Source organism: Neobacillus paridis (genome assembly GCF_016765675.1).
GTDB classification, from domain to species: domain Bacteria; phylum Bacillota; class Bacilli; order Bacillales; family Cytobacillaceae; genus Neobacillus; species Neobacillus paridis.
In genome coordinates this window covers 69012-94686 of sequence record NZ_JAESWB010000115.1, presented here as the reverse complement: position 1 = coordinate 94686, position 25675 = coordinate 69012, and the positions used below count along the sequence as shown (strand labels likewise).

Genomic DNA, 25675 nt, shown 5'->3' with positions numbered 1-25675 from the left:
GTATAGAATGTGTAAAATCACATGGCAAAATTCTTGTTTTTGTTTGGTAATTGTTCACAAAAATATCAAAATATACAATTAGAATAATTCTTCAAATTCCCGACGCTGTTCCCGTCCAGGCTTAATTGTGATGGTTTCCACCTTTTCCACAGCCTCTTGAATCAATGGTTCAAAGTTAAAATAGCTTTCATATTGAATGACTTTTTCTCTTTTAGGTTTCGTTTTCGGTGATGCTGGGACAAAGATGGTGCAGCAATCTTCATAAGGTCTGTTTGAAATTTCCAAGGTATTAATCATGTCAGCCATTTTTATAATATCGTTCTTATCCATCGAAATCAATGGACGTAAAATGGGTGTATTGGTTACTTCGTTAATCGCATACATGCTTTCCAGTGTTTGGCTGGCAACCTGGCCAAGGTTTTCCCCGGTTATGATCGCGAGCCCTTCCTGTTTCCTTCTAATTTCATCGGTAATTCGCAGCATCATTCTTCTGGTAGAGGTCATCGTATAATTTTCCGGGACCTGCTCACGGATCACTTGCTGCACTTTAGTAAATGGCACAATATGGAGTGTTATCGAACCACCGGCAATTTCCGCTAGTCTTTTTGACAGATCCATTACCTTTTCCTTAGCCCGCTCACTTGTGAATGGCGGACTGAAAAAATGAACTGCTTCAATGTCCAGCCCGCGTCTCATTGATAAATAACCTGCTACTGGGCTGTCAATTCCGCCGGACAGCATTAACATTGCTTTTCCCCCTGACCCGGCTGGAAGCCCGCCAGCACCCGGAATGGTTTCGGATGATAAATAAATAGCCTCTTTTCGCACCTCAATCCTTAGATTAATATCAGGATTTTTAACATTTACTTTTAAGCCGGGGATATTCTGCAGCAGATGCCCGCCTATCAAATGATTAATTTCATCTGTCGTTAATTCAAACGTCTTATCAGATCTTTTTGCCGTTACTTTAAAGGTGTTTCCTTCACTGTATTGAGATTTAACCAATTCAAGTGATTTTATTTTTAATGTTTCAATTTCTTTGGCCACTTTGATAGCTGGACTGAAGGATTGAATCCCAAAAATAGGTTTTAACTTTTCAATAACCGCTTGGGAATTTTCGCCGTTTAGGACAACATACATCCGATCACGGCTGGCTTCTATTTTAATGTTAGGAAAGTTCGTCAACGCGATGCGCACGCTTTTTCTTAGCTTATCAATGAATTTATTTCGATTCCTACCCTTAGTAGATATTTCCCCATAACGAATTAATATACGGTCATAATTCATTTATTTCATTACCCTTTCTAATTGTTTTAACGAGTTCTCAATCGCTTCAATGACTTTCAACGCTTCCTCGGTGGTATTATCGTAAGACAGGCTGATCCTCACAGCACTTTCAGCAGTTGCCTTTGGGACTCCCATTGCGGTAAGTGTGGTACTGGCTGTTTTCTTTTTAGAGGAGCAGGCACTTGTTGTTGAGACGAAGATCTCCTTCTCCTCAAGGGCATGAATAAATACCTCTGATTTAATCCCATTCAGCGAGAAATTCAGAATATGCGGAGCAGAATTTTCGGACGGTGTATTTATTTGAATACGTTCATTTTTGCTTAATTCCTGCCGTAGCATGTTTTGAATATTTCTCATATTCTCAATTCCGGCTGTACTCCTGTCAAAAGTCATTCTGAGTGCTTTCGCCAAAGCAACGGCCCCTGCTACATTTTCCGTTCCACTCCTCAAGGCTCGCTCTTGGCTGCCACCAGAAAATAATGGCGTAATTCTTACTCCATCACGAACATAAAGGACACCTGTCCCCTTTAGTCCATGAAATTTATGACCGGAGATAGAGCATAAATCAATCCTGTCTTCATGAAGAGTGAGGGGAACCTTTCCAATCCCCTGGACAGCATCGACATGAAAAAGAATAGTTGGGTACCTCTTTAGCATTTCACCTATTTCTTTGATTGGCTGAATCGTTCCGACCTCATTATTTACAAGCATGATCGAAATGAAACTGGTATCTTTTCGAATCGCCGCTTCGATGTCAGTAGCCGATACCCTTCCGTTCCGGTCAACCGGTACATAAGTGATATCAAATCCGACCTGTTCTAGCTGTTCCATGGCCAGTCGGACAGAGGGATGCTCCACACTTGATGTAATTAAATGCTTACCTTTATTTCTGTTTCTCAAAGCAGCACCTTTAACCGCCAAATTATTGCTTTCAGTCCCACCAGAGGTAAAATATATTTCATTTGTTTTAACCTGCAGGAGCTGGGCAACCTGTTCTCTTGCTTGGGAAAGAAGCTTTTCAGCTTGCCCGCCAAAACGATGCAATGACGATGGATTCGCGAAATAGTCACTTGAAACTTTAAGAAATGAATCAAGCACTTCTTTATAGGGTTTGGTTGTCGCACTGTTATCAAAATAGATCATAATTTTTCACCTTTCTTCTGCCGCTAAAATTTTATCATAAAAACACCAGGTTTAAAAAAAAAGAAGTAAAGAAACCGGCTAACCAATATTTGGTTAAACCGGTTTCTTTGGTTATGTTGACTCTATTGCAGCTTTAATTTTTTTCAACGCCTCCGGGTCAACTGCTTCAAGGGAGGCAGCGACCTGCTCTAGTGCTTCTTGATAATCATAACGTCTAAAAGCATTTTCAGCTTCGGCTAAGCCTTTGGCAACAGATGGATATTGACTTCGATAGCGATTTCCATATTGAATTCCTTGTTCGGCAAGCATCACATTTTCAATTAACTCGATCGTCGAATTCACCAGTTTTTCGACCGTTAACACCGCCATCTCCAAATATTGATTAAGCACAGAAACATTTAGCGGTTTTTCTTCCAGCTGTACTTTGACATTGCGAATACTTTCATTGGCATCCTCAAAAAGGTATTTATAATCTTCCGGCAATCCGGGAACATTGCTTTTCTGTACAAGCCGAACCGTTTCTGCCACTTTCTTCGTTAGCTCTTTTACTTGTTCTCTAGCGGCAAACTCATCCTTGCGAAGTGCCTGTAATTTTTGCGAGAAAGTTTGCTGTTCTTCAACAAGCAAATCTAATTGTTCCTTAATTTCACTTAGCTCATCACTCATTACAGATTGAGCCGTTTCATTTTGCTTTAATTTCTCTAATAGAATCTCATAGCGTTTATAAACAGCAGCGAGTTCCTTTTCCAAATTCGTTTGAATTTCCAAATCTTTTTCCGGTACTTGGTAACTTGCTTGCACTTGGAGGATTTCACCCGCAAGATTTTTACTTTCCGCTTCGGCTGAGGCCAACAGATCGCTGGTAATCTCCTTATTTTTTAACAGCGAGTGCTTGGCATAAACCTCTTTTTCCAACAGATCTAACAGAATATCAATGCGCTCTTTTACCTCTTTTGTACCCTCTACAGCTTTTTCCATTTCCATGTTTTCAATGAAGGCGATATTTTCAGCCAGCTTCTCCTGTAAACGATTTGTTTCAGTTTCCACGTTAATATGTTCCAAGTAATAGTCAGCTTCCGTCATCTCCCGATAGCCGTCTAGAACCTCCGTTAGTTGATTGGGGAGCAGCGATTGATTTTCAATCAGCAATTGTGGGATTAAATCCATATTATTCTTTATCGTGTCAAGCTTACTATGAATTGAGAGAACCACTTCACGCGCTTCCAAATAGTCACCATGTTCTGTTTTTTCATCAAAATCATGGAACTTTTGGGAAATCTCATCAAGTCCGGCTTCCAGCTGCTTTTCGGCTTTGCCAAAATTATGACGATGTGCCAGCAACATCTTCTTTGTTTCCCGATATTGTTCCTTTAATTGTTCAATTTCTTGCCGGTTTTTTTCTTCACTGCCAACCAGTTCATTGAGTTCAGCTAAAATATTATTTATTTGGTTTTCAGCCTCCTGCAGTTGTTCTGCAAGCTGCTGCTGCAATTCTTTAGCTTTCTTGAAACGGTAATGATCTATGTATTCTTCCGCATCAAACAGCATCTCCTCAAAACTTGGAAGCTTTACAGTAATCACTTCATCCCACTGATTCCGCCAACGCTCAAAAAGCTCCTCTGTCTGTCCCGTCATATTCAGCTGTTTTACTTTTGACATTTCTTCTGTTACCGGACGGTTAAACAGATCAATCTTCCAAGCCTCTAAACGGTCCATTTCTTTAAAGTATTTTTTCTTTATGAAATATCCTGATACAAATAATGCAAGTAAGAGGATGAACGGTCCAATGATATAAATCACTTGTAAGCCTCCTATTCCAAACAACAATGATTCCATTTTAGCACGTACAATTTATCTTAAAAAAATTCTTTCATGTTTATTCGATGCCTTTATGATACCATGTAAACGACAGTTTTTGACTATTATTTTCAATTTTTTTGTAAAAAAAAATAGCGGTTATCGCTATTTTACTATCGCACCTTTTTTAAGCGGAAGGTCGGTACATAAGGTTCGATCAATCCATAAATGGATATCTTTCAAATATTTTTGCACGAAGAAATTTTCATTTGGAAAAATATATAATACTTCCCGCAGATAAATGGCGTTGGTAAATGGCATCATTAATAAGGCCTTGAGCTGAATGATTAAATACGGAATGGAATGCGGCCGAAACTCGTTCCATTCAAATCCTCTTTCAAATATCTGTTGAAAATAATATTTCTCTTTCAAAGAGTATGTAGCCATGACTTCACGGGAAACTTGCGTATTCACTGACATTTCCCGATAAACAAAGCTGGCCAGCTGAATGTTTTCAAATTGAAATTGCAATAATTCTGTAACCATTTGCTTTAGGCATGTTCTGGCACCCTTATCAATTGAATGAAACACCTCATCCATGATTCGAATATATTGCTCAAAAAAGTGGGTAATACAATATTCCAACAGTCCCGCTTTGTTATCAAAATAGTAGGCAATGGTCGCTGTATTAACTTTTGCCAGCTTGGCAATATCCCTTATTGACGTTCCTGAATACCCTTTTGAATTAAATAATATAATTGCCGCTCTGATAATCTCATCCTTAGCATTTTTCTTCATTGATTCCCCCCCTTGAAACATCATAAATCCCCTTATTATAAGGATTCTTGTTGTCACCGTTGTTTCCTTCTCAAAAATGTCGACAAAGTCTGCTCAAATTCTTCGATTTCTGCTAAAATAATGAATAATACGCAACAGAAATAGGTGAAATGACATGTTTAACGTCGAAAAATACACGGGAAGCCGTGAAGAAAATTATCAAATGGTTAAAAAGCAATTACATGCATTAATCCATGATGAAAAAAATCAAATAGCCAACTTAAGCAATGCAGCGGCCTTATTAAATCAATTTCTTGACCGGATTAACTGGGTTGGTTTTTATTTAATGGATACAAATAACGAGCTTGTCTTAGGGCCGTTTCAAGGTCTGCCCGCCTGCGTCCGAATCCCTGTCGGCAAAGGGGTATGCGGTACCGCCGCATTAAAAAAAGAAACGGTCCGGATCGCCGATGTCAGCCAATTCCCCGGTCACATTGCCTGTGATTCCACCTCTCAATCGGAAATCGTCATACCGCTTTTAAAAGGGGAACATTTAATTGGCGTTTTAGACATTGATTCACCAGAATTGAACCGCTTCGATGAACTTGACCAAGAAAAGCTTGAGGAATTTGTTTCAGTATTAATTAAATTCATTTAAGAAAAGCGTAAGCGCCTTCGATCAGCCAATGCTGACGAAGCTTTCCTTGTGGAGCTGGACATCTTGTAAAAAAAGAGGCTATTTCAAGCGGTGTCAGGCACCAAAAAAGTGCCTGATACCATTGCTAGCTTGCCTCATGATGATCTGTTTGGGCAACTACTCTGTTCTTCCCGGTTGTTTTCGCCACATATAACGCTTCATCCGCCCGTTTAAACAAGGATTGATAGGAATGAGCCAAATCTTTATACCAATACGAAACACCGCATGAGACCGTGACTCTAGGGTTTGAATTTTCCTCCACCTTCTTAATTAATCTTTTCGCTATCGCTGTCCCATTATCCAATGAAACCATTGGCAGATAGATGGCTAACTCTTCACCGCCCCAGCGTGCTCCAATATCTTTTTCGCGAATATTTGCTTTAATTACATTAGCCACTTGAACGAGAATCTCATCGCCCACTTGATGTCCGTAGGTATCATTGATTTTTTTAAAATTATCAATATCAATCAAGATGAACGTACCTTGCTTATCCTTTTTCATCGAATGAAGAATCTTTTCATCTAAATATTTGCGCGAATGCAGCTTTGTCAAATAATCCGTGATGACTAATTTATTCAATTCCTCCCGCAGCTTATGATTCATTAAGGCCAACGAAGAATGTTGAATTAATGTCTGCAATAATTTATATGTGTCAAATGTAAAGAAGTATGGCTTATGATGCATGACAATGGAAAAGCCCTTTAAGCTCTGACCTTGGTACACGGGAACAGCCATAATGGAGTGAAATTCTTCTCCAACCTCCATTTCACTCCTAAAATCAGCAAAGTAAAGAGAGTCTTTTTCTTGCAGAATTTTCTCCTTAAAATATTGGATATAGACTTGTCCCAGCTTTGAATAAAAATATGGAGTTGAACCAGGCAGCAATTTCACTTTCAACTGGTCATCCGTCAGCACAAAAAAGCCGACCTCTTCTGCTTGAAAAGCGGACTGAATTTGTTGAGAAATATTGCTCATTGCCTCCTCAAGCTTAAGATTGGAATTAAACTGTTTGGTAGCTTCATTTAACAGCTTTAAATTGCATACCAGCTGCTCCGACTGCTGATACAGCTTTGCATTTTCAATGGCATGCCCGACACTGCCAGCCAGTAGGGTAATAAATTCAATTTCTGATTCTGGAAAATCAACCGAATCACGGGCAATCATTTGCAATACCCCATAAACTCCTTGAATCCCCTTTAAAGGTGCATAAATAATCGCGTTTCTATCTGTGATTGATTGTTCAAATTGAACTTCCCCCAAGGCATAGGCTTTCGCGGCAGCAACATTTTCACTATCGTATTCCAATTCCTTGATAGGATAATTTTCACGGCTATGGGTATCAAATGAAAGAAATAGGCAATAGGAATAATCAGAATAATTCTCATGCAAAATAACAAATAGTTCCTCTAATAAGGTCTCCATATCCATACATGAATGCAGCTTTTCACTAATTAGGAATAGATTTTTATATTTTTCAGCTTGCGCTCGCAGATCTCTTTCTAGATAATTCATTTTATCTCCACCTAATATTCAGATATAGCATAAAATTCCAAATATATACATTATAACCTGATATCAGGAAATTTCGTAGTCCTTTTGAAATATTTTCACGAAAAAGTTCATTTAAATTTTTTCAATCCATGAATATACTGTTTTAGCTAAATTGATATTGACTTTCATCATATAAAAATTATATAATAGCATTTGTGTAAAATATTGCAGCCTATAAGAACAACTTTAATTGTTTCATTTTGTTCCTCGTAAGAAAAGCGGAAGCTAGACAGTTTTCAAAGATCTTACGATGGTGCATCGTGTAACCCTCTGCTGCTGGGGCGATGGTGCATGAAAACAAAATGACTGTTAAAAGTGTGTCTTAACGGTTTTTATTTTACCCAAATAAAAACACGAAGGAGGAGTCATCTTATGGCTCGTTATACCGGCCCAAGCTGGAAATTATCCCGCCGTCTTGGTATTTCTCTCAGCGGTACTGGGAAAGAATTAGAAAAGCGTCCCTACGCTCCAGGACAACATGGTCCAAACCAACGCAAAAAGCTTTCTGAATATGGATTGCAATTACAAGAAAAGCAAAAGCTTCGTCATATGTACGGAGTAAATGAGCGTCAATTCCATAACTTATTTGTAAAAGCAGGTAAAATGAGCGGCGTTCACGGCGAAAACTTCATGATCTTGCTTGAGTCTCGCCTTGATAACTTAGTCTACCGTTTAGGTCTTGCCCGCACTCGTCGTGCAGCACGTCAATTAGTTAACCACGGGCACATTTTGGTTGATGGTTCTCGCGTAGATATTCCATCATACCGCGTAACTCCTGGTCAAACGATCAGCGTCCGTGAAAAATCACGTAATCTTGAAGTGATTAAAGAAGCAATCGAAGCAACTAACTTTGTACCTGATTATTTAACTTTTGATGCAGACAAATTAGAAGGTACTTTCACTCGCTTGCCAGAGCGTTCTGAATTACCAGCTGAAATCAACGAAACATTCATCGTTGAGTTCTACTCACGTTAATTTTCGCAAAAGAAATTCCCTGCCATTTTGGTTAGGGAATTTTTTTCTGTTATTTCAGCACGCAAAAAAGCACACATCAAGTGTGCTTTTGCTACAACCTTTTCACTGTTCAGCGATTAAACTGATTTCTTAGTGGTTATCTTTTCCAGCCGGCTTGTCTTTAGGGTTTCCTGTTGACTTTTCTCCCGGTTTACCTGTTACCGGCTGATCTTTGGGCTTTTCGCCCGTTCCAATTTCAACTAGATTCGATGGTGCCGATTCATTCCCTGCAATATCGACTGCCGTCACATAATAGGCCCCGTTTCCGGCGGTAAATGATCGCTTCGAGCCATTTACAATACTGCCCACTTTTGCCCCCCCGCGGTAAATCCGATAGCCGACGACATCTTTGTCAGAAGCTTGCGACCAGCTTAATGTATTTCCGCTTGCTTTTAAACTAACAGGATTGGGTTTTTTTCCGTTATCCGCCAACCTGGCTGTCGAGACAAGTACCTTTCCCCAGCGATCCCGTTGGGGAATGAGCTGACTGTAATTATGAAAATTAGGCCCGACCATTCGCCGGATAAAATCAGGGTTTAAAATTAAGCCAACCTGGGCAAACTCCTTTGGTGTGGAAGGCAAGGCTAAATACTTCTTGTCTCCAATTGTGACATATTGACCTTCAATTAAACTGTCATCCACTTTTGTAGGAACATTATTAACTTTAAAATAATCACTTTCAACGAGTCCAGCTTTTGCACAGGCTGCAGAAGGAAGCAGCCCTGAAACGGCACAGTAGGAACGTCTGACAATTCCGCCCGGCATCTTAAAAGATTGTTTTGGGGCAACCAAATCGGGTCTGATTTTATAAGCGGCATTCATTAATTGAGCCCAGAGAGTATTCGTTCGCTGGCTGTAGGACATCCCATAAGTCTGGAGTGATTTAGGCTTGTCATAACCCCTCCAAAGCCCAAAGGTGACATTAGGATTGGTTGCGACAAACCAGGAGTCGATATACTGATTCCCAGTTCCTGTTTTCCCGGCCCAGTCGGCATTAAAGATTAACTTGCTCCTGAGCCCCGCCGCGGTCCCCATTTTGATCACGTCCCGCATCATATCTAGAGTAAGATAGGCCGTTTGCGGTGTGAAAACCTTCACCGGCTTCGCTTTATGCTGGTAAATTACCTTGCCATTTTTATCAACGATTTTGTCAATCAGATAGGCATCAATAAATTGTCCACCATTGGCAAATGTGCTAAAGGCGTTTGTATTTTCTTCAATCGTAACACCGTTCGTCAACGAACCGATACTGGCAGCAAGATTTGTATAGTCTGCTTTGGTAAGCGAAGTGAAACCCATTTTTTCAAGATACTTGGCTGGACGTTGGTTGACGATTTCCTTATACAGTTTCACAGCCGGAACATTGTAGGATTTTGCCAGTGCGTAACGGGCTGAAACCAAACCGCTGTAGCGGTAATCGTAGTTGTGCGGCCATGGACTGCTGCTTGCAGGATTAAGGCTTAAGGCGACATCAGGAAGAGGAGTCCCCGGTGAGGCCTTCCCTAGTTCAATTGCCGGAGCGTATATAAGCAGCGGTTTCATGGTTGATCCGTTTTGCCTGATGGCATTTGTCGCATGGTTCAACTGGTGCTCGCTATCATACTTTCTTCCGCCAACAAAACTGATGATTTTTCCGGTTTTATTTTCAATCAACATGGCACCAACCTGGACAGGCTCCATCACTGTTTTCCATTCCCCTGTATCCGGGTCTTTTATTTTATCCGGTTTATTCGGTCCATACCATTGGTATCGGTCCTTTACTTTTTGCATTGCATCGTAAATTTTTTTATCAATAGTCGTATAAATTTTATACCCATTCTGTCGCAAATCATGGGCTGCTAACGTTTTATATTTATAGTAAAGCGAATCATCCTTTTTTAAATCCTTTTCCGAATAACCGTCCTTTTGTGCCAGCACTGTCATTAAAACCTCTTTGGCCCGGTTTTCAATTTCAAAGGTCAGCCAAGGATATTTTTCAATCGGATTGGCAGCACGTGGGATAAAGTCTTTTGTAATGTCATAGGCAGATGCTTCTTTATATTGCTTTTCACTAATATAACCGCCGTCATACATTCTCTTTAATACTGTTTTCATCCGGGAAAGACCTGGTTCCAGGTGCTTTTTAACAGTTCCTTCATTTGTAAACGGAGTATAGCCAAACGGACTTTGCGGCAAGCCGGCAATAAAGGCAGCCTGTGCTAATGTTAATTCACTTGCCCTTTTCCCAAAAATCCCCTTCGCTGCTGCTTGAACCCCGGCAATGTTTTTACCGGAAGAGTTTCTTCCAAAGGTAGAAACATTCAGGTAAGCCTCCAGTATTTCCTTCTTACTAAAAAATTTCTCTAGCCGGAGTGCCAGTAAAATCTCATTGGCTTTCCTTTGAAATGAAACTTCGTTCGTCAGAATTTGGTTTTTAATTAATTGCTGGGTTAATGTACTACCTCCTGATTGGACTGAGGAGTTTGTAACTTCTTGAAACAGAGCACGCAGAACAGCCTTTGGTACAACACCGTGATGTTGATAAAAATATTCGTCCTCAGTGGCCACGATGGCCTTTATCAAATAATCAGACACTTGATCAAGGCTAACTTCCTCACGTTCAAGATCAGTTCTTAGCTTTCCAAGATAGACATTATGATCAAAATATAATTCCGATGTTTCTGTGTAATTATAAATATCTTTTTTCATGCTCTCATAAGAACGGACAGGCTCATCCTTCACGAGTGATGCAAAGTAACCGGCACCAACACCTGCTGCAAACGCCCCCCCTAAAATGACAACTGTCATCGTTAGAAGGAATAAATTCCATACGACTGCATAGGTAATCCGAGCGCCCTTTACCGTTTTTCCATGGGTTAATAAGGTAAAGATGGACTTTATTTTGTTGATCCATTTTTGCCATTTTTCCTTCATTAATTCCATCACCTCATCTAAAATTACCTTCAATTATATCATATCGATAAGCGGAAGATTGACATGATTCATCATTTTTCTGAAATTTCCCTATCTAATTTGACAATGAAAAAGGATTATGATAAAAAAGACTATAAGTTATTTTTATTAAAGGCTGTGAAGGGAAACAATCGTAGTTCTTCTATCCCTGTATCAAGAGAGACAGCGGTCGGTGCAAGCTGTCACAAATAGAAGAATGAATTACATCCTCGAGCTTTCTCCGTGAAACAATTCAAGTAGCGGAGGACGGATAAAACCGTTATTTTTTTCGAGTTGGAGGATTATGATCCTCAAGCTGGGTGGTACCGCGATTTCTTTCGTCCCTGCATTTTATGCAGGGACTTATTTTTTTATCTGGAGGTAGTTATTGGTGAACTTACTGGAAGATTTACAATGGCGGGGAATTATTTATCAGCAAACGGATGAAGAAGGCCTGAAAGAACTGTTAAATAGGGAAAAAATATCGCTTTACTGCGGAACAGACCCGACTGCTGACAGTCTTCATATCGGTCATTTAGTGCCATTTTTAACATTAAGAAGATTTCAGGAGCATGGCCACCGGCCAATCGTTTTAGTCGGCGGGGCAACTGGCCTAATTGGTGACCCAAGCGGAAAAAAAGAAGAGCGAAAACTGCAAACATTAGAGGCGGTGGAGAAAAACGCTGCGGGAATTAAAAAACAGCTCGAGGCTATTTTTGATTTTGAGGGAGAAAATGGCGCCATCATGGTAAATAACTACGATTGGACCAAATCCATGAGTGTTGTTACCTTCCTTCGTGATATCGGAAAATATATTGGGGTTAATTACTTGCTGGCCAAAGATACGATTGCCAACCGCCTTGAAACAGGAATTTCCTTTACTGAATTTACTTATACAATCCTGCAAGCAATGGATTTCAATCATTTATATGATCACTATCATTGTAAATTGCAGATTGGCGGCAGTGACCAGTGGGGAAATATTACCACCGGCTTAGAGCTCATCCGGAAAATGCATTCGGATGAAGCGAAAGCATATGGAATGACGATCCCACTTGTGACAAAGGCAGATGGCACCAAGTTTGGCAAATCTGAAGGTGGCGCTATTTGGCTGGATCCGGAAAAAACGACACCATATGAGTTTTATCAATTCTGGATTAACACTGCTGATGCCGACGTGGTGAAATTTTTGAAGTATTTCACCTTCCTTTCTCATGACGAAATTGAACAATTGGCCAAAAGCGTCGAAGAAGAACCACATCTGCGCAAAGCGCAAAAGGCGTTAGCGGAAGAAATGACCCGTTTGATTCACGGCGAGGACGCATTGCAGCAAGCAATTAAAATTTCTCAGGCGCTTTTCAGCGGCGATGTAAAAAATTTATCGGCTAATGAAATCAAGCAGGGTTTTAAGGACGTTCCAACATACGAAGCAGCCGGAGAGGAAAATTTAGTTGACCTGTTAGTGGCTGCCAAAATTTCTCCGTCGAAACGTCAAGCACGTGAAGACATCTCGAATGGGGCTGTTTCTGTGAATGGGGAAAAAATTACCGACACCGCCTATGTTCTCCAAGAAGCAGATCGGATTGAAGGACAGTTTATTATCATTAGAAGAGGGAAAAAGAAGTATACATTAATTAAATATTAATAGCTCATTCTTTTACGATTTTTTAATTCGCTAATATAATGCACTAAATCGCTAATAAAAGGTCCAGATTCGCTAATAAAACGTTCAAATGCGCCAATAAATCGGTAGAACTTTATGAAATAGTGCGTTATAAAAAGACAGCACATCAAGCGGTGATGTGCTGTCTTTGTTTCATCTTAGTCTTCCATTGTTGAAAGGTCACCGGTTGGTAAATCCAACTCCCATGCCTTTAGGACACGTCTCATGATTTTACCGCTGCGCGTCTTTGGCAGTTTGTCACGGAAGTCTATTTCCCTTGGAGCTGCGTGGGCAGCAAGTCCTTTTTTAACAAATTGACGAATATCCTCTTTCAATTCTTCGGAAGGCTCATAACCATCTCTAAGAGCAACAAAAGCTTTAATAATCTCACCACGGACGGGATCCGGCTTTCCGATTACTCCAGCCTCAGCGACCGCTGGATGCTCAACCAGCTTGCTTTCAACTTCAAATGGCCCGACGCGTTCACCGGATGTCATGATGACATCGTCGACCCGGCCTTGGAACCAGAAATATCCATCCTCGTCCATATAGGCTGAATCCCCCGAAACATACCAGTCGCCATTTGGCATGAAATATGATTCATACTTCTCTTTGTTATTCCAAATCGTATACATCATCGACGGCCAGCCTTTTTTGATCGCCAAATTGCCCATCCGGTACGGCGGCAGCTCATTGCCTTGATCATCAACAATTGCCGCAACAACCCCGGGAATCGGTTTCCCCATTGAACCCGGTTTAATCGGCATACAAGGGTAGTTGCTGATCAATTGCCCGCCAGTCTCCGTCATCCACCAGTTGTCATGAATTCGTTTATTAAATACCTTTACACCCCATTTTACAACCTCAGGGTTTAACGGCTCGCCAACACTTAAAATGTGACGCAGGCTGCTTAAATCATATTTTTTAACAAGTTCATCCCCCGCTCCCATTAACATTCTGAATGCGGTTGGGGCACTATACCAAACGGTAACACCAAAGTCTTCAATCATCTTATACCAGGAATCCGGGCTGAAGCGGCCGCCAATAATGACGTTAGAGGTTCCGGTTAACCATGGACCGAACATTCCGTAAGAAGTTCCGGTTACCCAGCCCGGGTCAGCTGTGCACCAGTATACGTCCTCTTCTTTTAAATCAAGTACCCATTTTGCTGTTTGATAATGCTGAATCATCGCATTATGTACATGCAGCACGCCTTTCGGTTTTCCAGTGGAACCAGAAGTATAGTGAAGGATCAGACCATCATTGCGCTCAACCCATTCAATCTGAAGTTCCTTAGAAGCCTCGGCAAATTTGTCTAAAAAGTCAACAAAGATCCCCTCTTCCTTCACATTTTGACCAACAAGGAAAATATGCTTCAATTCCGGCAAGTCTTGTACAGGAACTCGATCGAGTAACTCCGGAGTTGTGACTAAAACTTTTGCTCCACTGTCTTGCAGGCGGTCCCTGACCGCACCCTCCATGAAAGCTTCGAACAATGGACCAACAATGGCACCAAGCTTAATAATCCCCAGCGCAACAAAGTAAAGTTCTGGTGAACGCGGCATAAAAATAAATACCCGGTCGCCCTTCTCAACATCACCATACTTCTTTAGTACATTTCCCGCTTTGTTTGAAAGCTCTTTCATTTCTTTAAAAGTATACTTTTCATTTCTAGATCCGTCACGATAGTAGAGAGCAATCTTGTTTTTCCGGAAGGTCTCAACGTGGCGGTCGATGGCCTCATAAGCCATATTGACAAGCCCTGTCTCACTCCAGGAAAATTCCTTTTCTGTTTCTTTCCAGTTGAATTTTTCATACATTTCCTCATAATTGCGTAAATTATATTCCCCCTGTACAACTGGTAACGCTTCCACTCTCACAAAATCTCCCCCTTTTTAAAGTTGATAATGTTATTATATTACCAAAGGCGACAATTCACAATTTTAAAAAAATATTTTTTTAAAATTTTTTCCGAAATTTGTAACAATTAAGATAAAGATTCCAAAAATTTTTGTGAAGTAACTTTTCCGTCATGAAAATTATGTATAATATATTTGTGATATTATTGATTTCTAGGGGTGACTTAATGGAACATAAAAAAACTTACAATGCCAAGGAGTTAAAGACTCCTAATGGCACGCTAATTATTGAGGGTCCTATTTCCTCAGTCCAGCTGAAAGCGTTAGATTTTCATAAAGATTTAATTGCCTTTCGCCCCCCAGAACAGCAGCACAAGGCTCTAATCGGAATTGCTGATTTGCCAGAAGGCCGAATCATTATTGCAAGACATCGAAATACCATTGTTGGCTATGTTACATTCCTCTATCCCGACCCGATGGAACGCTGGTCAGAGGGAAAGATCGAAAATCTAATTGAATTGGGTGCGATTGAAGTAATCCCGGAATTTAGAGGCTGTGCAGTTGGCAAAAACCTTTTAAAAGTGTCAATGATGGATGACGCAATGGAAGATTATATTATCATTACAACAGAATACTATTGGCATTGGGATTTAAAAGGAACGAAATTAAATGTATGGGAATATCGAAAGGTTATGGAAAAAATGATGAATGCCGGTGGGTTAGAGTGGTATGCCACAGACGATCCGGAAATTTGTTCCCATCCTGCTAACTGCTTAATGGCGAGAATTGGAAAACGGGTTGATATTGAAAGCATTCAAAGGTTTGACAGATTACGCTTTATGAATCGACTTATGTATTAAACTCCCAGTTTTTATCTGAATTTTAGAATTGAGGGGATAGCAATGATTGTAGAAGAAATCATGAATCGAGATGTTGTTACGCTGCATCCTACGAATACAATTGAGGATGCTATTCAGGCAATGGAAACTAATAATATCCGCCATATCCCGATTATTAATGGTGAAAATAATTTAGTTGGTCTAGTTACTATTTCCCGATTAAAAGAAGTAACTCCTTCAACATTCCGGACAACTGAAAATCCGGATGATTTAAAAAAGCCACTTGAACTGATTATGGAACGAAACATCATTACCGGTCATCCGCTTGACTTTGTTGAAGAGATAGCAGCGGTATTTTATGAACACAAAATTAGCGCGATTCCGATTATTAATGACCATAAACTGGTTGGAATTATTACGGAAACGGATATCTTAAGAACAATGGTCGAACTGACAGGTGCCCATCAGCCAGGATCGCAAATTGAGATAAGGGTTCCCAATATCTCCGGTGTCCTCTCCGATATTGCCGGAATTATCTGTAAACGACATGCCAATATTCTTAGCGTACTGGTTTACCCGGATAAACAGGATGATCAATATAAAATACTGGTCTTTAGGGTTCAATTAATGAATCCCACTGGACTCATTCAAGATCTCAGAAAAGCTGGCCATCACGTTTTATGGCCTAATCTTCCGGGGATTTCACTATGACAGATGCATGCAAATTTATCTTTTCCGAAGAACTGCTAAATTACAAATTTAACAATCATCATCCTTTTAATCAATTCCGGCTTAAATTAACAATGGATTTATTACAAAAGATCAATGCATTGGACCCAAAATGTATGGTTCCACCGAGAATGGCCACAGAAGAAGAATTACAGCTTGTTCATGATCCTGGTTTTATTGAAGCAGTGAAAAAAGCAGGCCACGGCCAGCTCCCGAACGAAATTGCCGAAAACTACGGCTTGGGTACAGAGGATACTCCGATTTTTCCCAACATGCATGAAGCCAGTTCATTATTGGTTGGCGGCACACTGACTGCTGTTGATGAAGTCATGTCAGGCCGGGCGTTGCATGCCCTTCACCTTGGCGGTGGATTACATCATGGTTTTCGGGGCAAAGCATCGGGTTTTTGTGTCTATAATGACAGCTCCGTAGCCATTAAATATTTGCTGGAAAAATATAATGCCCGCGTTCTTTATGTAGATACGGATGCACATCACGGTGATGGCGTTCAATGGTCGTTTTATGATGAACCAAGAGTATGTACTCTCTCAATACATGAAACTGGCCGTTATTTATTCCCGGGTACAGGCAATGTCAATGAAAGAGGGCAAGGGGCAGGCTATGGTTATTCCTTCAACATCCCCGTTGATGCCTTTACTGAAGATGAATCATGGCTTCATGTCTATACACAAGCATTTAGAGAGATAACGGAATTTTTTAAACCCGATGTCATTTTAACTCAAAACGGGGCAGATGCTCACTATTATGATCCATTAACACATTTATCAACAACAATGAGAAGCTATCGGGAAATCCCCAAGCTGGCCCATGAACTTGCTCATCAATATTGTGGCGGCCGATGGATTGCGGTGGGCGGCGGCGGCTATGATATTTGGCGTGTGGTGCCTAGAGCATGGGCACTGATTTGGCTGGAAATGACGGAAAACTCGAAATTTTCGGGTCCCCTGCCTGCTGAATGGGTTGATTACTGGCAGGCTAAAGCCCCACTCGAATTGCCAAGAGAATGGGATGACCCGGAAAATCTATACCCTCCCATCCCTAGAAAATCCGAAATAACGGAAAAGAATTTAAATACGCTTGAAAAAGCGCTATACCCGATTAGAAATCAAAGGAAAAGCGAAACCGTGTAATGGCAAAAGCCGACCAAGATGGCCGGCTTTTTTGGCCGATAGGAAAGTGTGAAAACTTTCCTATTAGGCATAAGTTCAACTACGCCTCTGTCTTCGCCCTTAGGGCTCGCCAGTCGGCGAGTTTTCTTTATTCTTCTTATTGATTTCTTGTTGATTGTCGGTGTTCAATCCGATGTGGCAGTACCACAATTTGGTCCTCCACTTTTTCCTTATTCATTAATTTAGTTAAAAGGCGCATGGCCACCGCACCAATATCATATAACGGCTGAACAATCGTTGTAAGCTGCGGACGAACCATCAGTGACAGTCTTGTATTGTCGGATGTAATCACTTCAAAATCTTCTGGAATGTGGTAGCCTTTGTCTTCTGCCCCATGAACAACCCCAAGAGCCATTTCATCCGCCCCGACAAAAATGGCAGTAGGCTTTTCCGATAGTTCTAACATTTTATCAAAAGCTTCTAATCCAGAATCGTACGTATAATCTCCTTCGATAATAAGCTCTTCGTTAAACGGAAGTTTTGCTTCCTCTAAGGCTCGTTTATAACCGTTTAGCTTCTTGACAGTAATGTCAGGTTCATAGAACGGCCCACTGACAAAGGCAATCCGTTTATGGCCTCTGGCAATAAACTCATTAATCGAATCATAAGCAGCCTGTTCGTAATCAATGTTAACGGATGGAATCTTTTCGCTAGCTTCAATGGATCCCGCAAGAACGATTGGGACTTGTGATTTTTCAAACTCCTCAACATGTTCCTCGGTAACTTTGCCGCTCATGAAGACAATGCCATCTACCTGCTTTCCAAGCATTGTATGAATTAAATGTAATTCCTTATCTTTATTTTGGTCAGAGTTACTAAGGATAATATTGTATTTATACATCGTGGCAATATCCTCAATACCGCGGGCCAGCTCCGCGAAAAAGATATTCGATATATCAGGGATAATAACACCAACCGTCGTTGTTTTTTTGCTTGCGAGCCCTCTGGCAACTGCATTCGGTACATAGCCAAGCCGCTCGATGACTTCTAATACTTTCTTCCGGGTAACCGGTTTTACATTTGGATTGCCGTTCACTACACGTGAAACGGTAGCCATGGAAACATTTGCTTCACGGGCAACATCATAAATGGTAATATTATTCACTCATAACACTCTCCTAAAAACGAACATCGTTCTCTTTATTTTACATCACGTCGTGAAAATCTAGTCATTAAATCCAGTCTCACAAGATAGGATCCGAAACAAACCATTGATCCGCTTCCAACCCTTTTGTGATAAAGTAAACAATCTAAATTATGTATTAATGATACGACAAGAAAATAAAAGCCGCAATTGGCTAGGCGATATTTTTTTATTTTCTTAAAAAATGAACCTTCTGCTAAAACAGCAGAAGGCCATTCACCCTCAGATGATTAAAGGTGAACAAATTTTGAAGCAATCAGCTCATTATAGAATTGATCAAACTGTTCCAAATTCATTTGCTGCTGGGCATCGGACAGGGCAACAGCCGGATCTGGATGAACTTCCGCCATAACGCCGTCTGCTCCAATAGCAATCGCTGCTTTCGCACATGGAAGCAACAGATCTCGTCTGCCAGTTGAATGGGTAACATCGACCATGACAGGTAAATGCGTTTCTTGTTTTAAAATTGGCACGGCAGAAATATCAAGCGTATTTCTTGTTGCCCGTTCGTATGTTCTGATGCCGCGCTCGCAAAGAATGATTTGTCCATTTCCTTGGGCCATTATATATTCAGCTGCATTAATAAATTCCTCAATGGTTGCGGCTAGTCCTCTTTTTAACAGAACCGGCTTATTGACAGCCCCTGCGGCTTTTAACAGTTCAAAGTTTTGCATGTTTCGGGCGCCAATTTGAATGACATCCAAATATTCAGCCGCCATTTCAATATCAGCAGGATTGACAATCTCGCTAATCACGGCCATATCAAACTCTGTAGCCACCCTTTTTAAGATTTTGAGGCCCTCAACCCCAAGGCCTTGAAAATCATATGGAGAGGTTCTTGGCTTGTAGGCACCGCCGCGCAATAGCTTTAAGCCTTTTTCCTTCATTGCTTTGGCCACAGTGGCAACTTGCTCATAGGATTCGACGGCACACGGGCCAAAAACAAAATGCTGTTTGCCATCACCGATATATTCCCCTTTTAAATTGATAACGGTGTCTTCCGGCTTTTTCTTTCTGGACACAAGCAACGCTTTCTTGTGATCATCCTTTTGCAAATCCAAGCCTGCTTTAAAAATCTCCTTAAAGAGATGATCAATCGTAGCATTATCAAATGGTCCATCATTATTTTGCTTAATCTTGTCAAGCATCATTCTTTCGCGGACCGGATCAAAGCGAAAAACTCCTTGGCTCCCTTTTACATGTCCTATCTCTTGAACGAGCTGGGCCCTTTCATTGATTAACCTCAACAACTCCAAGTTTACTTCATCCACACGCTCTCTCAACCGCTCTAATTCATTATTGCCCATCTTTCGTCCCCATCCTTTCCTTCGTTTAACAATAGTCAAATCTATCGAGATATCGATTATGGTTTACCGGATTCATAAGTATTTTAAAAATTTTGTAACAATTTTATTAGGGTTTATTATAACGGAAAGTAATGTCTTTGTCATCTCTTTTTTCTTTATTTCTTAAACGCTTTTAAGCGTTAAAGTAGATATTTATGGTATAAAATTATTGTATCGCAAAACCCTTTATGTTGTGACATTTTTTATTCATTTTCTTGCCAGGCCATTGTTAAAGAACGATTGGTAATTTTCCAGTGAGAGGCATTCCAAACAGCTTTCCCATCTGAAAAAAGAATCGCCTGCGGTGATTCATGCTTAATATCAAACCTCTCTGCTATTTCATTTGACAATGGGCGGGAATCTTGAACAGCCAAATAATAAGCAGGAATCTCTTGATGGTCTGCCGTAAATTTCTCATATTCCTTGTACGCAGCCTGACTGATTGGACAGGTAAGGCTGTGCTTAAAAAAATAAAAACGCGAATCCTCTTTGATGATCTCGTTAAATTGTTCGATCGTATCAACTTTTTTTAGCATGATTGGTATCCCTCCAAAAATAAACGGTGAAGTCATTTTATCACTTCACCGTGTGGTTAACAATTAAACTGGCCTTACCTTTTACAATTATAGTTTGATTCGCCGTTCTTCCTCGTCAAAGGCCATTTGAGCTTCTTTTAATTTCCTTTCTATCTCTCCGTCATTCACTGCCCCTTTATCATCCTGTTTTTTACTCGAGGTGCCAATCGGAATATAGATAGTTTCAGATTCATTCTCAGCTGCTTCATCGCTTACTGCTTTTCCCGTAACTCTATTCATAATCTCTGTAGATTGACGGGTTAAACCTTGTGAAAAATTGGAGGTTTTATTTCTCACTGTTTCACCCAATTCCACCGATTTTGTGACAATCGTCCCAGTGTTACTGCTAATGGAATGGCGCAGCTCTTTTCCGGATTTAGGAGCAAGGAGAAGGGCTGCTGCTGCCCCGGCAAGACCTCCAATCAGGGCGCCCAGAAAAAAGCTTTTACCCGCTGAATCTCCGGTGCGATTTTGGTTGGTTTCCCGTGAATCATAATCTCGTTTAGACATTTTTTTCAGCTCCTTTTTGTCCTAATAAGAGTGAATTTTCCGCTTATCGGTTTCATAAGCTTCATTTTTTAATTCCTTTCGTTCCTGCCATTTTTCTTTTAATTCCAGGAAGATATGACTCCATTGAATGATTTGTGATACCTTTTCTTTACTTTCCTCTACTTTTTTGTCAACCGTTGTTGTAATATTTTTTAATGTTCCGTTAAAGTTTGAAACGGTTTCACCTACTTCTTTTACCGCATCTACAACACTATTTATGCTTTGGGACTTTTGCTGAATATCATCAGCTAACGCATTTGTTTTTTGTAAAAGCAAGGTAGTTTCCCGTGTTACACCGTCAAGCTGATTCTCTACCCCCTTTAACGTATCAGAAACACTTGATAATGTTTCCTGAAGAGTCTTAAGGGTCTTCGATAAAAAAATGACAAGCACTAAAAACGCAACAGCTATCAAGGCAACGCTTAAGTATAAAATAATTTGCATGGTAAAACCTCCGCCTCAATCTATCATATGTATAGCCTAACTTTTGAGGATCTAAACCTCGCTATCATCTTATACTACTTCCATCTATTTGTCTCGTTTTCCTGCCATTAATTAAAAAAAATACTTATAGATAAAGCGAATTAGCAGATACATAAAATTCCTAAAATAAAGAGGCTGTCCCTAATGGCGGCAAGCACCACTAACTATATCTAACGCTTTACTTTGGTCAGCAGCTAGATATGCCATTGCGGTGCCTGACACCATCTTTTGGGTCAGCCTCTGTTAAACCAATAATTTTTCATACGCTTCTTGGAATTTTTGAATATCCCCAGCACCCATAAACAGGATGACACTATGATCATGCTTTTGTAATACGGCCGTATTATCTTCCGTCAGAATTTCCGCTCCGACAATTTTTGCCTGCAAATCCTTAATCGTTAATTTCCCATGATTTTCTCGAGCAGAGCCAAAAATTTCACACAAATAGGTACGATCCGCCAGCCTTAAAGCCGCAGCAAAATCCTCAAGAAAGGCTTGAGTCCGGGTAAATGTATGTGGCTGAAAAACAGCAATAACTTCTTTTTCCGGATACTTTTGTTTAGCTGCATCAATGGTTGCCTTTATTTCAGTCGGATGATGGGCATAATCATCAATTAATATTTGAGAACCAATTCTTTTTTCCGAAAATCTTCTTTTAACCCCTTGGAAAGTAGTTAATCTTTCCTTTACTGTATCAACACTCATTTCTTCATAATGACACAAGCCAATAACAGCCAGGGCATTTAACACATTATGGGTACCGAAGGTCGGGATCGAAAATGTATCATAAAAGGTATTGCGGATAAACACATCAAAGCTTGTTCCATCCGTGGTCTTCACAATATTTTTGGCTTGATAATCATTTCCTTCATCAAATCCATAAAATAAAACGGGAACTTTTGCCTGAATTTTTTGAAGCTGCTCGTCATCACCGCAGGCAAAGATAGCTTTATTCACCTGCATTGCCATTTCTTGAAATGCGGAAAAGACATCATCAATATTGGCGAAATAATCAGGATGGTCAAAATCAATATTAGTCATGATGGCATAATCAGGGAAATAGGAGAGAAAATGTCGGCGATACTCACATGCTTCAAAAACAAAATACTCAGCATTTTCTTCTCCTTTACCAGTTCCATCGCCAATTAGAAACGATGTCGGCTTCATTCCGGAAATCACATGGGCAAGGAGACCTGTTGTTGAGGTTTTACCGTGAGCCCCTGTAATTGCAATACTTGTAAACCGCTGCAAGAAATCGCCTAAAAAGCGATGGTAGCGGACAATCGGAAGACCGAGTTTCATCGCTTCTTGGATTTCCTCATGGGTGTCGGGAAAAGCATTCCCTGCAATAATGGTCATTCCTGGTTTTATATTTTCCTTTTGAAAAGGAAGGATTTTTATTCCGGATTTTTCAAGGGCATCTTGGGTAAAAAAGTGTTTTTCAAAATCGGAGCCTTGCACTTCAAATTTCATATCGTGTAAAACTTGTGCAAGTGCACTCATTCCTGTTCCCTTTATCCCCACAAAATGGTAAATAGTCATAGATGAACCTCCAACCAACATAATACTGTAAAACAGTATATGACATCAGTCTGTATTTGCTAATCATGCAGCTTTTGTCAACGTAACAATAAAAACCTGCTAAACACATTTTTATATTATAGCACTGTTCATGGATAAAAACTATTTTATTACAAAAAGCAGTCAGCAATCTATTTTTTATTATTTGTCCATTGCTTTAAAGCAATACCATGATCATCAACCATTATCCATTTAAATCTTGAATCATCTCCAAATCGGTTTGGGTGATTAACACTTCACGGGGTTTGCTGCCATTTGCACTTGTGATGTAGCCGTTTTGCTCGAGCATATCCATAAGTCTGGCCGCACGATTATAACCAATTTTAAAGCGGCGCTGCAGGCTTGAGGTGGAGGCAGCCTGCTGATCCACAATAAATTCACAAGCCTCAAAAAACAGCTCATCCTCCCCTTCTGCTAGCTGCGACTTTTTTAACAGTTCTTCTTGCTCAAATAAATATTCCGGCTCCCGCTGTTCTTTGACATGATCCACAACCTGGTCAATTTCGTTATCTGATACAAATGTTCCTTGCAAGCGGACAGGCTTTGAAGAACCATTTTCTAAAAATAACATATCACCGCGTCCTAATAGCTTTTCTGCTCCGCTTATATCAATAATCGTTCGGGAATCAACCTGTGAGGATACGGAAAAAGCAATCCGTGTCGGCACATTGGCTTTAATTAAACCGGTAATGACGTCAACAGACGGTCTTTGTGTGGCAATGATCAGGTGGATGCCGCATGCCCTTGCCTTTTGGGCTATCCGGCAAATCGCTTCTTCGACATCTGCTGGTGACATCATCATAAGGTCGGCGAGTTCATCAATAATGATCACGATATATGGCAGTTTATCAGAATATTGCTTATGCTCCACTGCCAGTTCATTAAACCGGTTAATGTCGCGAACACCAGTATGAGCAAAAAGTTCATAACGCCGCTCCATTTCCTCGACAGCCCATTTTAATGCCGCTGTCGCCGCTTTTACGTCGGTAATGACGGGACTGACAAGATGTGGAATCCGATTATAGGGAGCTAATTCGACCATTTTGGGATCAATCAGCAGCAAGCGTAAATCCTCTGGTGCGGCTTTATAAAGCAGACTGATAATGATCGAGTTGATGCAGACACTTTTTCCCGAACCAGTTGCACCGGCAATCAGTCCGTGAGGCATTTTCTTTAAATCGGTAACAATCGGGTTCCCGGCAATATCAAGTCCTAGGACTACAGTTAATGGTGAGGCTGTTTCGCGAAAAGTACGGCTTTGAATAATCTCGCTAATAAATACTGGTCTTGCTGTTTGATTAGGGACCTCAATCCCGATCGTATGTTTACCGGGAATAGGGGCCTCAATCCGAATATCTCTGGCTGCCAGGCTTAACTTAATATCATCACTCAGGTTGGTGATTTTGTTGACCTTAACACCTGGCTGCGGCTGTACCTCAAATCGGGTTACAGAAGGGCCTTGAGTAACATTAACAACGCTGGCGCCAACATTAAAGTTCTCTAATGTCTGATTGAGAAGCTTCTCTTGCTGCATCATCCACTCGGTATCATTCCCTTTAGCAATCGGCGGTTTTAACAGCTTAACATCAGGGAATTGATAATGGCCTGGCAGATTTATTTCTCCGGCTGGCTCCTTTTCCTCTTCAATCTGTCCAAATGACATAGCTGCCTTTTCCGCCTCTCCAGGCTGGTTGGTATGCTCCTGTTTAGGTGCGATTTTGTTTATTCGTTTATGCATCCCCCATTTTTCCTTATCCTGCTTTAACATTAAAACATTAAAGGGTAAATGCTGTCTTGCTGACCGCGCTGACCTTCTCTTCTCAATATTTTCTTCCTTTAAAAACGGTTCGCTGCTGTTTTCTTGCTGCCGCCCGTTAGCTTCGGCAACTATTTCTTTGTTCGCAGCAGGCAGCTCATATGTATTTTCTGCATCCCGTTCCATTTCCACTTGCTCCGATGTATTCTCAAGCGAAACTGAAGTTTCTTCCACACACTGAGTTACAGGAGAGGATTCCTGTTGTTCCTTTTCCCTCTCAACAACTTCCGTTGCCAATTCCTTATTCTCAGGCAGCGGTGAAAGATCAGCTTGAAAAAAAGGACTTAGTTCGTGTTCAACAATATCTGTTTTTTTTCTTGGCCGCCTAAATCCAAATACCGGAGAAGGAATTTCGGTTGGATGAAATGAACTGTTTGCTTTTATTAGTCGTGTTTCCTCTTTAGGAAATGCATTTTTATCATACAAATCATCCACTTGATCAGTTTTTCTTTTTTCTGAATGCCTTGCTTTTTTTCCTTTATGTCTGCCTTCTGGATTTGTTTTGAGTAACAATTCGGGAGGCAGAGGGTTGCTTTTCGGATATTGATAGGAAACCTTTACCTCGACATCCTTTGCACCATCATATTGTTGAAGTGGTGAAAGATCTCCCTGTTTATCATTATGAAAAAAGGATTCAGCAAATTCTTCTTCCTCATCTTTTTTTAATTTTTGAAATAAGTTTTGGATCCAACTCAAAACTATC

Annotated in this window: 20 protein-coding genes and 1 other annotated feature; of the genes, 6 read left to right on the top strand and 14 right to left on the bottom strand. The window is 40.5% G+C overall.

The window, feature by feature from the left end; translation table 11 throughout:
• Positions 1-78: 78 nt before the first annotated feature.
• The 4 genes from thiI to refZ form a co-directional block, all read right to left on the bottom strand.
• Positions 79-1287, bottom strand: coding sequence for a tRNA uracil 4-sulfurtransferase ThiI (gene thiI / locus JK635_RS06910; RefSeq protein ID WP_202653216.1), 1209 nt, complete (start codon positions 1285-1287; stop codon positions 79-81).
• Positions 1288-2430: a cysteine desulfurase family protein gene (locus tag JK635_RS06905; RefSeq protein ID WP_202653215.1), complete on the bottom strand. Its 1143-nt coding sequence runs from the start codon at positions 2428-2430 to the stop codon at positions 1288-1290.
• A gap of 111 nt (positions 2431-2541) precedes the next feature.
• Complete coding sequence (gene ezrA, locus JK635_RS06900; protein ID WP_202653214.1) at positions 2542-4230, bottom strand: septation ring formation regulator EzrA; 1689 nt, start codon at positions 4228-4230, stop codon at positions 2542-2544.
• 162 nt (positions 4231-4392) lie between these two features.
• On the bottom strand, positions 4393-5025 hold the full coding sequence (refZ, locus tag JK635_RS06895) for a forespore capture DNA-binding protein RefZ (RefSeq protein ID WP_202653213.1): 633 nt from the start codon (positions 5023-5025) through the stop codon (positions 4393-4395).
• A gap of 154 nt (positions 5026-5179) precedes the next feature.
• On the opposite strand from refZ, the gene JK635_RS06890 reads away from it, so the two are divergent.
• Complete coding sequence (locus tag JK635_RS06890) at positions 5180-5662, top strand: free L-methionine (R)-S-oxide reductase MsrC (protein WP_202653212.1); 483 nt, start codon at positions 5180-5182, stop codon at positions 5660-5662.
• A gap of 124 nt (positions 5663-5786) precedes the next feature.
• On the opposite strand, the gene JK635_RS06885 is transcribed toward JK635_RS06890, so the two are convergent.
• A complete protein-coding gene (locus tag JK635_RS06885; protein ID WP_202653211.1) occupies positions 5787-7214 on the bottom strand; it encodes a sensor domain-containing diguanylate cyclase in 1428 nt (475 codons plus the stop codon).
• A gap of 411 nt (positions 7215-7625) precedes the next feature.
• Here JK635_RS06885 and rpsD point away from each other — a divergent pair, with 411 nt between their 5' ends.
• Positions 7626-8228: a 30S ribosomal protein S4 gene (rpsD, locus tag JK635_RS06880; protein WP_202653210.1), complete on the top strand. Its 603-nt coding sequence runs from the start codon at positions 7626-7628 to the stop codon at positions 8226-8228.
• A gap of 129 nt (positions 8229-8357) precedes the next feature.
• Here rpsD and JK635_RS06875 read toward each other — a convergent pair whose 3' ends face one another.
• A complete protein-coding gene (locus tag JK635_RS06875; RefSeq protein WP_202653209.1) occupies positions 8358-11180 on the bottom strand; it encodes a transglycosylase domain-containing protein in 2823 nt (940 codons plus the stop codon).
• Positions 11181-11327: 147 nt separating this feature from the next.
• Positions 11328-11547 (top strand) — a binding site (T-box leader).
• A gap of 42 nt (positions 11548-11589) precedes the next feature.
• Between JK635_RS06875 and tyrS the strand changes: the two genes are divergently transcribed.
• Positions 11590-12843, top strand: a complete 1254-nt coding sequence (gene tyrS, locus JK635_RS06870; RefSeq protein ID WP_202653208.1) for a tyrosine--tRNA ligase — start codon at positions 11590-11592, stop codon at positions 12841-12843.
• A 176-nt stretch (positions 12844-13019) separates the two neighbouring features.
• On the opposite strand, the gene acsA is transcribed toward tyrS, so the two are convergent.
• The gene (gene acsA / locus JK635_RS06865) at positions 13020-14741 is read right to left on the bottom strand and encodes an acetate--CoA ligase (RefSeq protein ID WP_202653207.1); all 1722 of its coding nucleotides are present in this window, start codon (positions 14739-14741) and stop codon (positions 13020-13022) included.
• Positions 14742-14947: 206 nt separating this feature from the next.
• Here acsA and JK635_RS06860 point away from each other — a divergent pair, with 206 nt between their 5' ends.
• Genes JK635_RS06860 through JK635_RS06850 form a run of 3 tightly spaced genes read left to right on the top strand, consistent with a single transcriptional unit; the run spans position 14948 to position 17439 of the window.
• On the top strand, positions 14948-15580 hold the full coding sequence (locus JK635_RS06860) for a GNAT family N-acetyltransferase (RefSeq protein ID WP_202653206.1): 633 nt from the start codon (positions 14948-14950) through the stop codon (positions 15578-15580).
• Positions 15581-15622: 42 nt separating this feature from the next.
• Positions 15623-16270, top strand: coding sequence for an acetoin utilization AcuB family protein (locus JK635_RS06855; protein ID WP_202653205.1), 648 nt, complete (start codon positions 15623-15625; stop codon positions 16268-16270).
• Positions 16267-17439 carry an acetoin utilization protein AcuC gene (locus JK635_RS06850; protein WP_202653204.1) on the top strand — a complete coding sequence of 391 codons (1173 nt, stop codon included), beginning with the start codon at positions 16267-16269 and terminating at the stop codon, positions 17437-17439. Before JK635_RS06855 ends, JK635_RS06850 begins: the two co-directional genes overlap by 4 nt.
• A 136-nt stretch (positions 17440-17575) precedes the next feature.
• Here the strand turns inward: JK635_RS06850 and ccpA are convergent, their stop codons facing one another.
• From ccpA to JK635_RS06815, 7 genes are all read right to left on the bottom strand, one after another.
• Entirely contained in the window at positions 17576-18583 is a 1008-nt protein-coding gene (gene ccpA / locus JK635_RS06845; protein WP_308078031.1) for a catabolite control protein A, read from the bottom strand.
• A gap of 269 nt (positions 18584-18852) precedes the next feature.
• Positions 18853-19929 carry a bifunctional 3-deoxy-7-phosphoheptulonate synthase/chorismate mutase gene (locus tag JK635_RS06840; protein WP_202653203.1) on the bottom strand — a complete coding sequence of 359 codons (1077 nt, stop codon included), beginning with the start codon at positions 19927-19929 and terminating at the stop codon, positions 18853-18855.
• A 242-nt stretch (positions 19930-20171) separates the two neighbouring features.
• Positions 20172-20504 carry a bacillithiol system redox-active protein YtxJ gene (ytxJ, locus tag JK635_RS06835; protein ID WP_202653202.1) on the bottom strand — a complete coding sequence of 111 codons (333 nt, stop codon included), beginning with the start codon at positions 20502-20504 and terminating at the stop codon, positions 20172-20174.
• A gap of 87 nt (positions 20505-20591) precedes the next feature.
• Positions 20592-21053 carry a YtxH domain-containing protein gene (locus JK635_RS06830; protein ID WP_202653201.1) on the bottom strand — a complete coding sequence of 154 codons (462 nt, stop codon included), beginning with the start codon at positions 21051-21053 and terminating at the stop codon, positions 20592-20594.
• Positions 21054-21074: 21 nt separating this feature from the next.
• Entirely contained in the window at positions 21075-21536 is a 462-nt protein-coding gene (locus JK635_RS06825) for a DUF948 domain-containing protein (RefSeq protein ID WP_202653200.1), read from the bottom strand.
• A 282-nt stretch (positions 21537-21818) separates the two neighbouring features.
• The gene (gene murC / locus JK635_RS06820) at positions 21819-23117 is read right to left on the bottom strand and encodes a UDP-N-acetylmuramate--L-alanine ligase (protein ID WP_202653199.1); all 1299 of its coding nucleotides are present in this window, start codon (positions 23115-23117) and stop codon (positions 21819-21821) included.
• Between the two features lie 223 nt (positions 23118-23340).
• Entirely contained in the window at positions 23341-25668 is a 2328-nt protein-coding gene (locus JK635_RS06815; RefSeq protein ID WP_235887941.1) for a DNA translocase FtsK, read from the bottom strand.
• Positions 25669-25675: the final 7 nt, after the last annotated feature.

Excerpts from the sequence above, each read along its gene's own strand:
- JK635_RS06840 (WP_202653203.1), bottom strand. The coding sequence starts at position 19,929 with ATGGGCAATAATGAATTAGAGCGGTTGAGAGAGCGTGTGGATGAAGTA.
- JK635_RS06875 (WP_202653209.1), bottom strand. The coding sequence starts at position 11,180 with ATGAAGGAAAAATGGCAAAAATGGATCAACAAAATAAAGTCCATCTTT.
- JK635_RS06860 (WP_202653206.1), top strand. The coding sequence starts at position 14,948 with ATGGAACATAAAAAAACTTACAATGCCAAGGAGTTAAAGACTCCTAAT.
- JK635_RS06885 (WP_202653211.1), bottom strand. The coding sequence starts at position 7,214 with ATGAATTATCTAGAAAGAGATCTGCGAGCGCAAGCTGAAAAATATAAA.
- refZ (WP_202653213.1), bottom strand. The coding sequence starts at position 5,025 with ATGAAGAAAAATGCTAAGGATGAGATTATCAGAGCGGCAATTATATTA.
- ytxJ (WP_202653202.1), bottom strand. The coding sequence starts at position 20,504 with ATGCTAAAAAAAGTTGATACGATCGAACAATTTAACGAGATCATCAAA.
- JK635_RS06855 (WP_202653205.1), top strand. The coding sequence starts at position 15,623 with ATGATTGTAGAAGAAATCATGAATCGAGATGTTGTTACGCTGCATCCT.
- murC (WP_202653199.1), bottom strand. The coding sequence starts at position 23,117 with ATGACTATTTACCATTTTGTGGGGATAAAGGGAACAGGAATGAGTGCA.
- rpsD (WP_202653210.1), top strand. The coding sequence starts at position 7,626 with ATGGCTCGTTATACCGGCCCAAGCTGGAAATTATCCCGCCGTCTTGGT.
- JK635_RS06890 (WP_202653212.1), top strand. The coding sequence starts at position 5,180 with ATGTTTAACGTCGAAAAATACACGGGAAGCCGTGAAGAAAATTATCAA.
- JK635_RS06830 (WP_202653201.1), bottom strand. The coding sequence starts at position 21,053 with ATGTCTAAACGAGATTATGATTCACGGGAAACCAACCAAAATCGCACC.
- JK635_RS06825 (WP_202653200.1), bottom strand. The coding sequence starts at position 21,536 with ATGCAAATTATTTTATACTTAAGCGTTGCCTTGATAGCTGTTGCGTTT.
- JK635_RS06905 (WP_202653215.1), bottom strand. The coding sequence starts at position 2,430 with ATGATCTATTTTGATAACAGTGCGACAACCAAACCCTATAAAGAAGTG.
- JK635_RS06850 (WP_202653204.1), top strand. The coding sequence starts at position 16,267 with ATGACAGATGCATGCAAATTTATCTTTTCCGAAGAACTGCTAAATTAC.
- thiI (WP_202653216.1), bottom strand. The coding sequence starts at position 1,287 with ATGAATTATGACCGTATATTAATTCGTTATGGGGAAATATCTACTAAG.